We start from the raw sequence: 13,253 nt of genomic DNA on the forward strand, positions 1-13,253 counted from the left end.
AGGAACACCATGACCACCACCACATCAGCGGCCGTCGTCGAGTCCGCGGGCGCGGGCTTCCACCTGACCGAGGTCGAGCTGGCCGATCCGCGCCCGGACGAGGTGCTGGTCCGGATGGTCGCCGCCGGGATCTGCCATACCGACCTGGGGGTCGCCGCCGGCGGCCTGCCGTTCCCGCTCCCCGGGGTCCTCGGCCACGAGGGCGCGGGCGTCGTGGAGGCGGTCGGCTCCGCGGTGACCAGGGTCAGCCCCGGCGATCAGGTGCTGCTCTCCTTCACCTCGTGCGGGCGGTGCACCAACTGCCGTGACGGGCACCCCGCGTACTGCGCGGCGTGGCTGCCGCTGAACCTGCTCGGCGGCGCCCGCGCGGACGGCTCGCCCACCGTGACCAGGGGCGGCGCGGCGATCGGCGGGCACTTCTTCGGCCAGTCGTCCTTCGCCGGACACGCCCTGGTCGACGAGCGCAGCCTGGTCAAGGTGCCCGCCGACGCGCCGCTCGAGCTGCTGGCGCCGCTCGGCTGCGGCGTGCAGACCGGCGCCGGGGCGGTATGGAATGTCCTGCGCCCCCGCCCCGGCGCCACCCTCGTCGTGACCGGGGCGGGCGCGGTCGGGCTGTCCGCGATCATGGCGGCCCGGCTCACCCCGGCCACCCGCATCATCGCGGTCGACCGCGTGCCGGCCCGGCTGGACCTGGCCCTCGAGCTCGGCGCCACCCACACCGTCGACACCAGCACGGCCGGCCTCGCCGAGGCGATCGGCGAGATCACCGGCGGCCAGGGTGCCGACGGCGTGGTCGAGACGACGGGCAGCCTGGCGGTCGCGGGCGCCGCCGTCGGCGTCCTCGCCGCCCGGGGCACCGCGGTGCTGGTCGGCGCCCCGCCCTTCGGCTCCGCCATCCCCGTGGACGTCAACTTCATGCTGCCCGGCCGCAAGGTGGTGGGCCTGACCCTGGGGGACAGCGAGACCGAGTCGCTGATCCCGGTGCTCGCAGAGCTGGTGTCCGCCGGGCGGCTGCCGATCGACCGCCTGATCAGGCACTACAAGTTCGACGAGATCGAGCGCGCGGTCGGCGACATCGTCTCCGGCGACACCATCAAGCCGGTTCTCCGGTTCTAAGAAGGACATTTCGTTTTCCGGCATCCGGGAAGCGCGGTTCCGCAGCCCATGTGATCGACGTCACCATCGTTCTCATCCCCGGACCAGAGAAGGAGCCGACCGATGTCGAGCATCCCCCGCGACCAGTGGTACGTCGCCGCGTACGGGCGCGAGATCGGCCAGGAGCTGTTCTCCCGCACCGTCTGCGACGAGTCGATCCTGTTCTGGCGCACCCGTGCCGGCGACGTCACCGCCATGTCGGACCGCTGCGTGCACCGCCGCTTCCCGCTGTCGCAGCCGCCGAGCCGGCTGGTCGACGACCAGGTGGTGTGCGGCTACCACGGCTTCACCTACGGCGCCGACGGCGGCTGCGTCGCCGTTCCCGGCCAGCGCCGGGTGCCGCGTACCGCCCGGCTGAAGAGCTACCCGGTCGTGGAGCAGGACTCCTTCGTCTGGGTGTGGATCGGCGATCCGGCCAAGGCCGACGCCTCCCGCATCCCGCGGGCGCCGTGGCTGGTCTCGCCCGGCTACACCACCGTGTCGGGGATGGAGCCGCTGAAGGCCCGGTACGGGCTGCTGGTGGACAACCTGCTCGACCTGTCGCACGAGACGTACCTGCACGGCGGCTACATCGGCACCCCGGAGGTGGCCGCCACCCCGATCACCACCGAAGTGGACGAGGAGGCGGGCATCGTCTACGTCAGCAGGCACATGGACGACGCCGAGTGCCCGCCGTTCTACTCCAAGTCCACCGGGCTGACCGGGCGGATCATGCGCTGGCAGGACATCGAGTACACCCCGCCGTGCCTGTACAAGCTGCACTCGCGCATCGCGCCGCCCGGGGTCCTGCCGAACGCCGACGGCAGCGACCCGGACGCCTTCCACGTCGAGGTCGTGTACGCCATCACGCCCGAGACCGAGCACACCACGCACGACTTCTGGGCCGTGGCCCGCGACTTCGCCCTCGACGACCAGGGCGTGTCGGACTTCCTGGCCGAGAACAACCGCACCGTGGTCCTGCAGGACGTGACCGCGCTCGACGTGCTGGAGCAGGTGATCGCGACCGAGCCGGCGGGCTACCAGGAGCTGTCGATCAACATCGACACGGGCGGGCTGGCGGCCCGGCGGATGCTGGCCAGGCTGGTGGGGCAGTCCGCCCCGTCGGTCGCGGGCGGGCCGGCGTGACGGGCATGGAGCCCAGCCGGATGCTCACCGGCCGCGAGGTGTTCCGGGTGGTGTGGCTGCCGGGCAGCGACCTGCTGCTGGGCACCTGCCACTGCGGCGCGACGCAGGTGGCCGAGGGTCCCATCGAGGTGTGGGAATGGCTCCTCGCCCACCCGATCGGCCACACCGTCCCTGCCGCGGAGGACGTACCGGACCCGGCGGTCCTGACCGGCGCGGGAGCCGCACCATGACCGAGACAGCCCTTCAAGAGGAGCGCAAGCTCGTCGTCCACGCCCGCCACCAGGCCGCCGACGGGGTCGTCGCCCTCGACCTGCGTGACCCGTCCGGCGGTGAGCTGCCCGCCTGGACGCCCGGCGCGCACATCGACCTCGTCCTGGCCGGCGACCTCGTGCGCCAGTATTCGCTGTGCGGCGACCCGGCCGACCGCACGACGTGGCGCATCGCCGTGCTGCGCGAGCCGGACGGCCGGGGCGGCTCGGCGTACGTGCACGACGAGCTCCACCCCGGCACGGCGATCCTGACCCGCGGACCGCGCAACCACTTCCCGCTCCAGCCCGCGCCCCGCTACCTGTTCATCGCCGGCGGGATCGGCATCACGCCCATCCTGCCCATGATCACCGCCGTCGCGGACTCCGGGTGGAAGCTGGTCTACGGCGGCCGCACGGCCGCCTCGATGGCCTTCGCCGGCGACCTGCGCGCGGCCCACGGCGACCGGGTGCTCCTGCGGCCGCAGGACGAGCACGGCCTGCTCGACCTCGACGCCCTGCTGGCCGAGACGACGCCGGACACCCTCGTCTACTGCTGCGGCCCCGCGCCGCTGCTGGAGGCCATCGAGCAGCGCTGCGCCGACCGCGGCGCCCTCCACGTGGAACGCTTCACCCCCAAGGAGGCGGCCGACCCGGTACGGACGGAGTCCTTCGAGATCGAGCTCGCCGTCACCGGCCGCACCCTCACCGTGCCACCGGGTCAATCGATCCTCGAGGTCGTGGAGTCGGCCGGCGTGCAGATCCTCTCCTCCTGCCGTGAGGGCACCTGCGGCACCTGCGAGACCACCGTGCTCGCCGGTACCGTCGACCACCGCGACTCGCTCCTCACCCTCGACGAGCAGGCGGCGAACGACACCATGTTCGTCTGCGTCTCCCGCGCCACCTGCCCGAAGCTCGTCCTCGAACTGTGACCCCAGGAGCCGTCGATGCCGATCTCCGCACCCCGGCAAGCGGCCGAGCGAACCGGCCCGGTCGTGGCCCGCGCGCTGCAGATCCTCGCCGCCTTCACCCCCGACCGGCGCACGCTCACCCTCAGCGAGCTGTCCCGGCACGCCGGCCTGCCCGTCTCCACGGTGCACCGGCTGGCCGCGGAGCTCGTGGCCTGGGGTGCGCTGGAACGGGACCAGACCGGCTACCACATCGGCCTGCGCCTGTGGGAGATCGGCTCGCTGGCCCCGCGCGGCCTGGGCCTGCGCGAATGCGCCCTGCCGTTCCTTGAGGACCTGTCGCAGGTGACCCGCGAGAACGTCCAGCTGGCGGTCCGCGAAGGCACCGAGGTCGTGTTCGTGGAGCGGATCGCCGGCAGCAAGGCCGTACCGGTGCTCACCCGGGTCGGCGGCCGCTTCGCGCTCACCGCCACCGGCGTCGGCCTCGTCCTGCTCGCCCATGCCCCCGCCGACGTGCAGGAGCAGGTCCTGGCCGGCCCCATCACCCGCTACACCGAACGCACCATGACCACCCCGCACCAGCTCCGCGCCGCGCTCGCCGACACCCGCGCCCGCGGCTACGCCATCAGCGACCGCCAGGTCACCATGGACGCCCTGTCCGTCGCGGCGCCCATCCATGACGCCCATGGGGACGTGGTCGCCGCGGTGTCCCTCGTCGTCCACCACGGCAGCGCCTCCCCCCACGCGCTCGCCCCGCTCCTGCGCACCAGCGCCCGCGCCATCTCCCGCGCGCTGCCGTGATCGGCGGCGCCGGTGGCGGGGACACGCGTCCCCGACACCGGCGCCTCTGAGCCAAGGGTCAGGTGCCGTCGATCAGCCGGACCGCGATGGCCGGGCTGAACTGACCGGCGGGCGTGCCCGGGGCGATGCCGCAGTTGCCGTCGGAGTCGCCGGGGACCTTCACCCACAGCAGCATCTCGGTGCCGCCGCCACCGCCGGTCTGCGTGGCGGTGCCGAGCTTGCGGCCGGCCGGGTTGCACCACTCGCCGTTGGAGCCGTTGCCGTTGCGGCTGGTGTCGATGACCCACTTCGCGCCGCCGCCGAGAGCCGAGTTCACCGAGGAGGCGTACGTGGCCGACTGGGTGGTCGGGTAGTAGTTGGAGACGTTCACCGCGAAGCCGCGGATGTTGCCGACGCCCGCGTTCTTCAGCCGCGTCGCCATCGTCCCGGCGGCGACCCAGCCGGCGTTGCCGGCGTCGAGGTAGGCCCAGGCGTTGGGGGCCTTGTCGCGGAACTCCTGGGCGGCGTACGTCAGCATGCGGTTGCGCGCCTGGATGGCGGTGTCGGTCATGCAGCCGAAGTCGCCGAGGGAGTCGGGCTCGATGACGACGACCGCGGGACGGTTGCCGATGCCGGCGGCGAACGCGGAGATCCACGTCTTGTACGCCGACTCGCTGCCGGCCCCGCCGCCGGAGTGCCCGCCGCACGCGTCGCGGCCCGGGATGTTGTAGGCCACCAGGACCGGGAGCTTGTCGGCGGAGTCCGCGGCGGCCACGTACTTGGAGACGGCGGCGCGGACGTCGCCGCTCCAGCCGCCGAACCAGCGGGCCATCGGCTTGGCCGAGATGGACGACTTGATGCGTGCCGCCCGGGAGTCACCGGCGTTGTTCCGTACCCAGATCGCCGGGTTGGAGTCGGGGTCGACGTAGAAGCCGCTGGTCATGGCGATCGGCCCGGATCCCGGCTGCTCCGGCTTCGGTGAGGTGGTCGCCGTCGGCGTGGGCGACGGCTTGGGGGAGGTGGTCCCCGTCGGCGTGGGGGACGGCGAGGACGACGTCGTCTCGGTCAGCGAGACGTTGTCCGCGTAGAAGCTGAAGCCGGCGTTCTTGCCGAGCTGGAACGACACCTGCCCGGCCGAGGTGCCGACGCCGGAGGTGAAGGGGAAACTGAAGCGCTTGCTCGCCGTGGTGAGCGAGATCGTCTTGGTCAGGGTGCGGGTGTACGGGGAGTCCGCGAGCTGCACGGTGGTGACCGCGGTGACCGCGGCGGAGGCCGAGGCGTCGAACGAGAGCGTGTACGACTTGCCCTTGACCAGCGAGATGCCGTTCTGGCCCACCATGGCGTCCCACGGGTTGGCGGTGCCGCCCGTCACGTTGACGCGCAGCCGCCCGGCGTCCACGGCCATCGAGGTGTTCGCCGACTTCCACCAGGGCGCGGTGCCGCCGCTGAACGTGCCGTTGACCACCAGCTGGGGTGCGGCGGCGGCGGGCGCCGTGGCGACCACCGATAACGCGGCAACCGCCGAGGCTGTGATCGCCATCACGCGGGTTAACGATCGCACGAAATGCGTCCCTTCTGGGCTTCCGGAAAGCACGTGGGTGATCCAATATCACAGAGATTCGCGGCTTTCGTGACTATTTGCGGTAAACCGGCGGAGGACCTTGGCCAGGCGATTTCTCAGTGGCTGCCGGTGAGCTGTCCGGCGAGGGTGTCGTGGAGGCGGGCGCAGGCGTGTGGCGACGCCGTGACACAGCGGTGACACCGCGGTGTCAGACGTGGGGGTCAGTCCAAGGTCGAAGCGCTGTCTCACCGGCCCGCGTTCGAGGTCGCGGCCGCCTGAAGGCGCTGGCGGCGCAACTGCTCGGCGAACTCCCTGGCCATCGCCAGCTGCTCACGCAACCTCTCGGCCCGGTCGGCCACCGCTCGCTCGAACAGCTGCAACCGGCTCACCAGGCTCGGATCCTCATCCCCGGCCGCCAGCCGGTCGGTGATCACGAGCAGATCGCGCATCTCCTCCAGGCTGAAACCCAGCGGCTTCATCCGCTTCACCAGAGCCAGCCGGCCGATGTCGGTCTCGCTGTAGAGGCGGAAGCCGCCCGGCGTGCGCTCGGGCACCACCAGCCCGACCTCCTCGTAGTGCCGGATCGTCCGCAAGGACAGCCCGAGCCGCTCGGCCACCTCGCCGATCTGCACCAGACCCTCGGACATCCGTTCCTCCACCGCTCAAAGCCACCCGCCTGCCAGGGACATGACACTCTACCCTCACGTTAAGTTAACGTTGAGCGAGTACGGTGACAGTCGCTGACAACATTCTCGTGAAGATACCTGCTTCGGGGCCCTGGCACGTAACGGTACGTACCGATCGATCGCCGCCGGGCAAATCTAATCTTTCGTAAAGGTAAGCTGATCTCGGGCCCAAGGCGTGAGCCGGGCCACCATCACCACGCCGCTTTCCCGGGGGATCCATGCCGACATTTCGCATCCACACCAGTGACGGCGAGGAACAGACGCTCCAGGCCGCACGACTGCGCACCGACGCCACCAGCGCGTACTGGGAGACGCGCAGCCTGGGACGGTGGTCGACGGTGATGAGCCTGCCCTTGCAGCGGGTGGCGCGCGTGCAGCGGCGGCTCAACGAACCGGACGGACGCTGCACGTGGATCACCGAGTTGCCGCAACCGTGATCAACCCTGACGGGCGCGCCCTGATCGCCGATATCGTTTCTTCTTTCGCGTAAGGGTAGAGGACCGGCCTGAACCCCATCTGCCAATGACCTGCACCGCTGGCACGGACGAAGGAGAAGGCGATGGGCATCCGGTTCGAAGAGCTCGATTTCCGGCCCACCCCCATGGGCGATCTCAGCCTGCGACGACGGCGAGAGCCGTCGCTCGGCGTCGAGGTGTACGAGATCAAGCTCGATGACGATTTCCTGATGTCCAGCCTGTTCACCGAGGCCGAGATCCAGCTCTCCAAGCTCGGCCTGGCGGCCTCGCCCCACGACGAGCTCGACGTCGCCGTAGGCGGGCTCGGCCTGGGCTACACCGCGCGGTCGGCCCTGGAGGACCGCCGGGTGCGCTCCCTCGTCGTGGTCGACGCGCTGGCCGAGGTCATCGAGTGGCACCGGCGGGAGCTGCTGCCGCTGGGCGCCGGCCTCACCGCCGATCCCCGATGCAGGTTCGTACACGGCGACTTCTTCGCGATGGCGGACTCCGCGGACGGACTCGACCCCGAGACCCCCGGCCGGCGCTTCCACGTCATCCTGCTGGACATCGACCACGCCCCGGACCACGTCCTGCATCCCAGCCACGCCGCTTTCTACCAGCCGCACGGCCTGCGCCGGCTCGCCCGGCACCTGCACCCCGGCGGCGTCTTCGCGCTGTGGTCGAACGACCCGCCCGACGAGGAGTTCCTTGCCGCGCTCGGCCAGGCGTTCACCGCCGCCCGGGCGTGCGTGGTCACCTTCCACAACCCTCTCCAGCGGCGCCAAGCAGCCAATACGATCTACGTCGCCACGCGATAGGGCCGCCGATCTCCTGGGCCGCCTCGGCCGGCTCCAGCAGCGCCCCCAGCCGGCCCCCGCACGGCTCCCTCTCCCGCTGCAGCACCCGGCCCACGCCCTGGGCCTCGAACAGGCGCGGCAGCAGGTGGTCGAGCAGCGGGTCGTCGCCAAGGCGCGACGGCTTGCGGTCCACCCAGCCCGCGACCAGGCCCGACAGTGGCGATGGCGACTAGGCGGGTAGCCGTGGGCGCGAGTGCGGAGCCGGGCGGCGGGTGATCTGCAGGCATCGGGTCGCGCCGTAGACCTGCAGGCCCCAGAAGGCCGCCGTCGCCAGGTTGGCCAGTACGGCGGGCAGGAAGTTCGGCAGGATCTCCATGCCCGGGGTGAGCGAGAGCGAGACGCTCATGAGCCCGGTCGCCGGCAGCGTCACCCAGACCAGTATGCCCAGGGACCTGGTCACCGCCTGCGGCCTGCGGATCCACCGGGCGCCCCGGCTCAGCGCGAGCAGGGCCAGTCCGCCGTACAGGCCCATGGCGAGCTGGGTGATGTCCAGTGCCCGGGAGAGGGGCACGTACCAGCCGGGTTCGTCGGTCAGGGCGATACGGTCCAGCGGGTAAGCGCGCCAGATCACCGACCACATGAGCACGGTGATCGGTATGCCGATGAGCAGCAGCAGGCCCAGCCGCCGCCCTGCCGCGGCCATCAGCTCGGCCTGGTAGCCGGGCGCGACCTGCGTCACGGCGCCGAACTCGGCCACCGCAAGCCGCTCGGCCTCGGCCCGGTGGAGCCCATCGGCCTCCAGGGCGTCAGCGGCGTCGATCAGGCTGTCACGCGCCTCGACGACCAGGTCGCGTTTCAGGCCGGGCGGACCGGCCAGGGTGCGGTCCAGGTCGCCCACAAAGTCGTCGATGAGCACGATCCTCAGTTTAGGGAGCGGGGCCTCGGGGCAGATCCGGGAGCTCCCTGATATTTCAGGTCCGGTGATTGCCGTGCGGCAAAACCAACGCATGCCGCCGACCTACTGGAGCCGTTCCCACGCTGAGATGCGAACACCATGCACAGCTTGCGCACACTGTTCGCAAAGACGTACGCTGTTAACAGATGGAGCGCGCTGTGCGCGTCACAACGCCAGGGAAGGAAAGGCATGTCGACGAACATGAGCTGGAACGAGCAGGGCGACTGGACGGCCAAGGGCGACTGGGGGGCGACGGGCTCGCATGGCCGCACCCACGACCTCGCCCGCTGGCAGGCCCGCCTGGACGAGTTGTGCGCCGCACACCACGTGCCAGGCGCGTCGCTGGCCCTGCTGGTCGACGGGGATGTTCACGAGCTGGCCGGCGGGGTGCTCCACCGCGGCACCGGGGCGAAGGTGACGACCGACTCGGTGTTCCTGTCCGGCTCGATCGCCAAGGTCTACACCGCCACCCTGGTGATGCAGCTGGTCGACGCCGGCAAGCTGGACCTGGACGCGCCGGTCGTGAGCGTGCTGCCCGAGTTCGCCACGCCCGACCCCGAGGCCACCAAGACGATCACCGTGCGGCAGTTGCTCAGCCACACCGGCGGGGTGACCAACGACTTCACCTACGACTCCGGCCGCGGCGACGACTGCCTGGCCAAGTACGTCGAGGCCGCCAGGGACGTGGCGCTGGACTGCCCGCCCGGGATGGCGATCTCCTACGGCAGCCTCGGCTACGTCGTGCTGGGCCGGATCGTCGAGGTGCTCACCGGCCTGACCTGGGATCAAGCGCTCAAGGACCTGCTGTTCACGCCGCTCGGCCTCGAACGCTCGATGACGCTCCCCGAGGAGGCGCTGCGCTTCCCCGTGGCGATGAGCCACCTGGGCGAGCCCGGCCAGGACCCCGACCCGGCGCCGGCCTGGGACCTGATGCCGCGCTCGTCCGGCCCGTACGGCAGGGTCATCGTCTCCGCCGGTGACCTGGCCCGCTTCGCCAGGATGCACCTGGACGGCGGCCTCGCCGCCGACGGCACCCGCGTACTGTCGGCCGAGTCCGCCGCGGCCATGCAGCGACGCGAGGTGGACGTGCCCGACAAGTGGACCGTCAGCGCCGATGGCTGGGGCCTCGGCTGGACCCTGTACGACTGGGACGGCATCGCCGGCTACGGCCACGACGGCGCGGCCATCGGCCAGTACGGCTACCTGCGCGTCGTCCCCCAGGCAGGCGTGGCGGTCGCCCTGCTGACCAACGGCGGCAGCGCCCGCCTGCTGTACGCCGACCTGTTCCGCGAGCTGCTGGCCGAGCTGGCCGGGGTGCGGATGCCCGAGCCCTTCGCCCCGGCGGCCGAGCCGCCCGCGATCGACCTCGCCCCGCTGCTCGGCACGTACCGGCGTGAAGGCGTCGTCATCACTGTCACCTGCGACGACGACGGCAAGGCGCACATACGCTACGAGTTCGTCGACGGCATGAAGGACCTCTCCCCGCCCCTGGAGGCGGAGCTGGAGCCGGTCACCGCGACCGTCTTCGCCGCCTCCGGCGCCGGCTCGGCCTTCAGCGAGGACTACATGCCCGTGGTGTTCTCCACCCTGGCCAACGGCACCCAGGTCTGCTACGTCGGCATGCGCGCCACCCCCAAGACCGCCTGACCAGCGGCTCCTGATGGTCAGGCCCGGGCGCCGCTCAACTGCACCCTTCGGCCGGTGGCGCCGTCGTGGGCAGGGTGAGACCGGTCTGGCCGAACCACTTCCGCAGCAGCCGCGTCGCCGTGCCGTCCCGCCACATCTTGGCGATCGCCCGGTTGACCGCCTCGCACGTGGCGGTGTCGCCCTTCTTCAGCCCGACGCCGTACCTCTCGTCGGTGAACGGGTCCTTCAGCAGCTTGTACTTGTCCGGGTTGTGGCTGGAGAGGCCGGCCAGCATCATGTCATCGGTCGTGACCGCGTCGAGGTCGCCGCTGATGAGCTTCTGCACGCACTCGGAGTAGCTGTTCGCGCCGACGAGCACGGCGGGCAGGCCGAGCTGGCCGTCCGGGGGCGACTCGGTGATCCGCTTGTAGGAGTTGGAGCCCGGCACCTGGCAGATGCGCTTGCCCATCAGGTCGGTCGCCTTGGCGATGTGGGCGGCGTCGGCGCGCACCATGGTGTCCTGGTGGGCGATGACGTACGGCCCCGCGAAGGTCACGTAGTTCTGGCGCGCGGCGGTGATGGAATACGACGCGATGATCATGTCCACCGTGCCGTTCTGGAGCAGCGCCTCGCGGCTCGCCTGCGGCGACTCCCGCCAGGTGATCTTCACGTCCTGGCCGTCGGCAAGCTCTTTCACGATGTACCTGGCGACGTCGACGTCGAAGCCCTCCGGTTCGCCGGGACCCTGCTTCAGACTCAGGTGCGGCTGGTCCCACTTCGTGCCGATGGTTACTTCCCCGCCATCCTTGATCTTCTCTTCGACGCTGGAGTACTCGCCTGCGTCAGCACATGCGGCCAGGCCAAGCGTCATGGCCGCGGCGGCGAGCACCGCCCCTGTTCGACGCATCAGCATGGTGGCCTCTATCTCCATCTACGAGGGAAAGTCGCCCTCCACAGGCTCAATCTATGGAGCGTGCCACAAATGACGTAAACGGGACCTTGGGTGTTCGTATGGCTATGTCCAACCCTGTTGCGCTTCGGTGAGCTCTGCACCGGCGACCCGGCGACCGATCTCGCGGCCGCGTGGCTGCTTCTTCCCGCAGGCGCGGCCGCACGATTCTTCGACGATCGTGTTCTGTCTGTCATCCACCTAGCCAGGGCATGTGGCTGGGGTCACTGTCAGCCGCCGGCGGTGGCCTGCGAGGCCGAGGGCGATGCGCTCTGGGGTTCGCGCTCTTCCGGCTGCTCGGAGGGGGCGAACATCAGCCGCAGGCCCAGGAAGGCACAGAGCGGGCCGAGGGCGCTCATCGCGGCAGAGCTGACGAAGGCGGCGGCCAGATTGCCGGAGGCGAAGCCGAACCCGCCGAAGTAGGTGGCGAACAGTGACGCGAAGCCGAAGAACATGCCGGGTATGAGGGAGAGCACCTGAAGACGGCCGGTCGCCAGCAGCGTGCCGTTGACGACGAAGATGACCAGCCCCAGGGCTATGGTCTGGCCGAACGCCCCGCTGCCGAACATGTCACCCGTCGCGCGGTTGAGCAGGATGGCGGCCACGCCGAATCCCGCCCCGGCGGTGGTGGCGCTGATCAGCTTCACCGCGTTGGCCTTGGTCGGGCCGCCGAGGAGGAAGGTGCCGGCCCAGGTGATGAAGATGGCCCAGGTCGGCAGATTGAGCGGACTCATGGCGAGGAAGACGGTGGCGAAGGCGACGATCGAGGCACTGACCTCATGAGGCAGGCGGATGCGCATGACTGGGGCTCCAATGCGGAGGGCTTGCTGGTACAGGAGAGGTATGTGGATCAAGGATGCGGGGTGGCGGTGCCGGCGGCGTGTGCTGGCCGCCGGCACGGACCGCGGCGCGCGACGCCGCCGGCCTCAGTCCAGGCCACCCGGCTTGGCCAGCAGCTCACGCAGGGCCTCGTCGATGAACGCGGTGTCCTTCGGATTGCTGCCGTGGCCGGCGAAGTGGCCCCAGATGCCCGGGATCACGCGGAGTTCGGCGTTGGTCATGTGGCCCACCGCCCAGGCCTCGTCCTCCGGCGGGAAGTAGAGGTCCTTCTCCGCGGGCATCACGATCGAGGTCGCCTTGATGGAGGCGAGGGCGGCCTCGGTGTCGCCGTCGAAGCCGGGGGTGCGACCGACATCGCCGTTCTGCCAGGTCCAGAGCATGGTGAGCAGGTTGTTCGGGTCCCGGCCGTCGAGGAAGAACCCCTCCCAGAAGCCCACGAGGAAATCCTCGAGGGAGGTGTAGCCGAGCTGCTCGTACGCCTTCTCCCAGTAGAAGGCCTGGGAGAAGCCCCATCCGGCGTAGACCCGGGCCAGGGCGCGCAGTCCGGTGGTCGGCCACTGCTCGCCGTACCAGCCGCCGGCGAAGACGGAGTCGGCCATCAGGGCGGACTTGACGCCTTCCAGGAAGACGAAGTTGTGGATGCTCGTACGCGGTGAGCCGCAGAACGGGGCGATCCGCTCGACCATCTCCGGGTGGCTCACCGCCCACTGGTAGGTCTGCCCCGCGCCCATGGACCAGCCTGTCACCAGGGCCACGCGCTCGATACCGAACACCTCGGTCACCAGCCGGTGCTGCGCCACGATCTGGTCGTAGACCGTGATGTCGGGGAATCGCGCCCGGTCGTAGGGGGCGGGGGTGTTGCTCGGCGAGCTGGACAGGCCATTGCCGAGCATGTTCGGAACGATGATGAAGTACTGGTCAGGGTCGAGCGCCATGCCCTGTCCGATGAGCCACTCGTTGTCCCAGTGCCGCCCGGAGTACCAAGTGGGGTACACGATGACGTTGCTCTTGTCCTCGTTGAGCTCGCCGTACGTCTTGTAGGTCAGGAAGGCGCCGCGGAGGGTGGCACCGTGCTGGGTGGTGAAGTCGCCCAGGTCGAAGGTCTGATACTCGCTCATGGGATGGGCCTCGCTTCTCTGCAGGGAGGTGAGATGGGGGAAGGGGGTGAACA

14 protein-coding genes are annotated in these 13,253 nt (G+C 70.4%); 8 read left to right on the forward strand and 6 right to left on the reverse strand.

All coding sequences use genetic code 11. The annotated features are described in order from the left end of the window. Window positions 1–9: 9 nt before the first annotated feature. From EJK15_RS19410 to EJK15_RS19430, 5 genes are all read left to right on the forward strand, one after another. The gene (locus EJK15_RS19410; RefSeq protein WP_138711855.1) at window positions 10–1,116 is read left to right on the forward strand and encodes an NAD(P)-dependent alcohol dehydrogenase; all 1,107 of its coding nucleotides are present in this window, start codon (window positions 10–12) and stop codon (window positions 1,114–1,116) included. Between the two features lie 102 nt (window positions 1,117–1,218). Then, window positions 1,219–2,280 (forward strand): aromatic ring-hydroxylating oxygenase subunit alpha, encoded by a 1,062-nt coding sequence (locus tag EJK15_RS19415; protein ID WP_138711856.1) that lies wholly within the window; start codon window positions 1,219–1,221, stop codon window positions 2,278–2,280. A 5-nt stretch (window positions 2,281–2,285) separates the two neighbouring features. Beyond that, window positions 2,286–2,510: a hypothetical protein gene (locus EJK15_RS19420; RefSeq protein ID WP_138711857.1), complete on the forward strand. Its 225-nt coding sequence runs from the start codon at window positions 2,286–2,288 to the stop codon at window positions 2,508–2,510. Continuing rightward, window positions 2,507–3,457 carry a PDR/VanB family oxidoreductase gene (locus EJK15_RS19425; protein ID WP_138711858.1) on the forward strand — a complete coding sequence of 317 codons (951 nt, stop codon included), beginning with the start codon at window positions 2,507–2,509 and terminating at the stop codon, window positions 3,455–3,457. Before EJK15_RS19420 ends, EJK15_RS19425 begins: the two co-directional genes overlap by 4 nt. A gap of 15 nt (window positions 3,458–3,472) precedes the next feature. Continuing rightward, window positions 3,473–4,234 carry an IclR family transcriptional regulator gene (locus EJK15_RS19430; protein ID WP_138711859.1) on the forward strand — a complete coding sequence of 254 codons (762 nt, stop codon included), beginning with the start codon at window positions 3,473–3,475 and terminating at the stop codon, window positions 4,232–4,234. A gap of 58 nt (window positions 4,235–4,292) precedes the next feature. Here the strand turns inward: EJK15_RS19430 and EJK15_RS19435 are convergent, their stop codons facing one another. After that, window positions 4,293–5,753: a glycoside hydrolase family 6 protein gene (locus EJK15_RS19435; RefSeq protein ID WP_138711902.1), complete on the reverse strand. Its 1,461-nt coding sequence runs from the start codon at window positions 5,751–5,753 to the stop codon at window positions 4,293–4,295. Window positions 5,754–6,019: 266 nt separating this feature from the next. Then, window positions 6,020–6,421 carry a MerR family transcriptional regulator gene (locus tag EJK15_RS19440; RefSeq protein ID WP_138711860.1) on the reverse strand — a complete coding sequence of 134 codons (402 nt, stop codon included), beginning with the start codon at window positions 6,419–6,421 and terminating at the stop codon, window positions 6,020–6,022. A 257-nt stretch (window positions 6,422–6,678) separates the two neighbouring features. On the opposite strand from EJK15_RS19440, the gene EJK15_RS19445 reads away from it, so the two are divergent. Next, complete coding sequence (locus EJK15_RS19445; protein ID WP_138711861.1) at window positions 6,679–6,897, forward strand: hypothetical protein; 219 nt, start codon at window positions 6,679–6,681, stop codon at window positions 6,895–6,897. Window positions 6,898–7,019: 122 nt separating this feature from the next. Further along, window positions 7,020–7,733 carry a spermidine synthase family protein gene (locus EJK15_RS19450; protein ID WP_138711862.1) on the forward strand — a complete coding sequence of 238 codons (714 nt, stop codon included), beginning with the start codon at window positions 7,020–7,022 and terminating at the stop codon, window positions 7,731–7,733. A gap of 208 nt (window positions 7,734–7,941) precedes the next feature. On the opposite strand, the gene EJK15_RS19455 is transcribed toward EJK15_RS19450, so the two are convergent. Next, entirely contained in the window at window positions 7,942–8,628 is a 687-nt protein-coding gene (locus EJK15_RS19455; protein WP_138711863.1) for a permease prefix domain 1-containing protein, read from the reverse strand. 228 nt (window positions 8,629–8,856) lie between these two features. On the opposite strand from EJK15_RS19455, the gene EJK15_RS19460 reads away from it, so the two are divergent. Then, window positions 8,857–10,314, forward strand: coding sequence for a serine hydrolase domain-containing protein (locus EJK15_RS19460; protein ID WP_138711864.1), 1,458 nt, complete (start codon window positions 8,857–8,859; stop codon window positions 10,312–10,314). 34 nt (window positions 10,315–10,348) lie between these two features. Here EJK15_RS19460 and EJK15_RS19465 read toward each other — a convergent pair whose 3' ends face one another. The 3 genes from EJK15_RS19465 to EJK15_RS19475 all read right to left on the reverse strand — a co-directional run bounded on the left by EJK15_RS19465 (window position 10,349) and on the right by EJK15_RS19475 (window position 13,200). Next, window positions 10,349–11,206 (reverse strand): glutamate ABC transporter substrate-binding protein, encoded by an 858-nt coding sequence (locus EJK15_RS19465; RefSeq protein WP_138711865.1) that lies wholly within the window; start codon window positions 11,204–11,206, stop codon window positions 10,349–10,351. Between the two features lie 266 nt (window positions 11,207–11,472). Further along, a complete protein-coding gene (locus EJK15_RS19470; RefSeq protein ID WP_138711866.1) occupies window positions 11,473–12,042 on the reverse strand; it encodes a DUF1097 domain-containing protein in 570 nt (189 codons plus the stop codon). A 126-nt stretch (window positions 12,043–12,168) separates the two neighbouring features. Next, complete coding sequence (locus tag EJK15_RS19475) at window positions 12,169–13,200, reverse strand: alpha/beta fold hydrolase (protein WP_138711867.1); 1,032 nt, start codon at window positions 13,198–13,200, stop codon at window positions 12,169–12,171. Window positions 13,201–13,253: the final 53 nt, after the last annotated feature.

Source organism: Nonomuraea basaltis (assembly GCF_005893125.1).
GTDB lineage: Bacteria > Actinomycetota > Actinomycetes > Streptosporangiales > Streptosporangiaceae > Nonomuraea > Nonomuraea basaltis.

Excerpts from the sequence above, each read along its gene's own strand:
- EJK15_RS19435 (WP_138711902.1), bottom strand. The coding sequence starts at position 5,753 with ATGGCGATCACAGCCTCGGCGGTTGCCGCGTTATCGGTGGTCGCCACG.
- EJK15_RS19430 (WP_138711859.1), top strand. The coding sequence starts at position 3,473 with ATGCCGATCTCCGCACCCCGGCAAGCGGCCGAGCGAACCGGCCCGGTC.
- EJK15_RS19440 (WP_138711860.1), bottom strand. The coding sequence starts at position 6,421 with ATGTCCGAGGGTCTGGTGCAGATCGGCGAGGTGGCCGAGCGGCTCGGG.
- EJK15_RS19420 (WP_138711857.1), top strand. The coding sequence starts at position 2,286 with ATGGAGCCCAGCCGGATGCTCACCGGCCGCGAGGTGTTCCGGGTGGTG.
- EJK15_RS19410 (WP_138711855.1), top strand. The coding sequence starts at position 10 with ATGACCACCACCACATCAGCGGCCGTCGTCGAGTCCGCGGGCGCGGGC.
- EJK15_RS19465 (WP_138711865.1), bottom strand. The coding sequence starts at position 11,206 with ATGCTGATGCGTCGAACAGGGGCGGTGCTCGCCGCCGCGGCCATGACG.
- EJK15_RS19460 (WP_138711864.1), top strand. The coding sequence starts at position 8,857 with ATGTCGACGAACATGAGCTGGAACGAGCAGGGCGACTGGACGGCCAAG.
- EJK15_RS19470 (WP_138711866.1), bottom strand. The coding sequence starts at position 12,042 with ATGCGCATCCGCCTGCCTCATGAGGTCAGTGCCTCGATCGTCGCCTTC.
- EJK15_RS19425 (WP_138711858.1), top strand. The coding sequence starts at position 2,507 with ATGACCGAGACAGCCCTTCAAGAGGAGCGCAAGCTCGTCGTCCACGCC.
- EJK15_RS19415 (WP_138711856.1), top strand. The coding sequence starts at position 1,219 with ATGTCGAGCATCCCCCGCGACCAGTGGTACGTCGCCGCGTACGGGCGC.
- EJK15_RS19475 (WP_138711867.1), bottom strand. The coding sequence starts at position 13,200 with ATGAGCGAGTATCAGACCTTCGACCTGGGCGACTTCACCACCCAGCAC.
- EJK15_RS19450 (WP_138711862.1), top strand. The coding sequence starts at position 7,020 with ATGGGCATCCGGTTCGAAGAGCTCGATTTCCGGCCCACCCCCATGGGC.
- EJK15_RS19445 (WP_138711861.1), top strand. The coding sequence starts at position 6,679 with ATGCCGACATTTCGCATCCACACCAGTGACGGCGAGGAACAGACGCTC.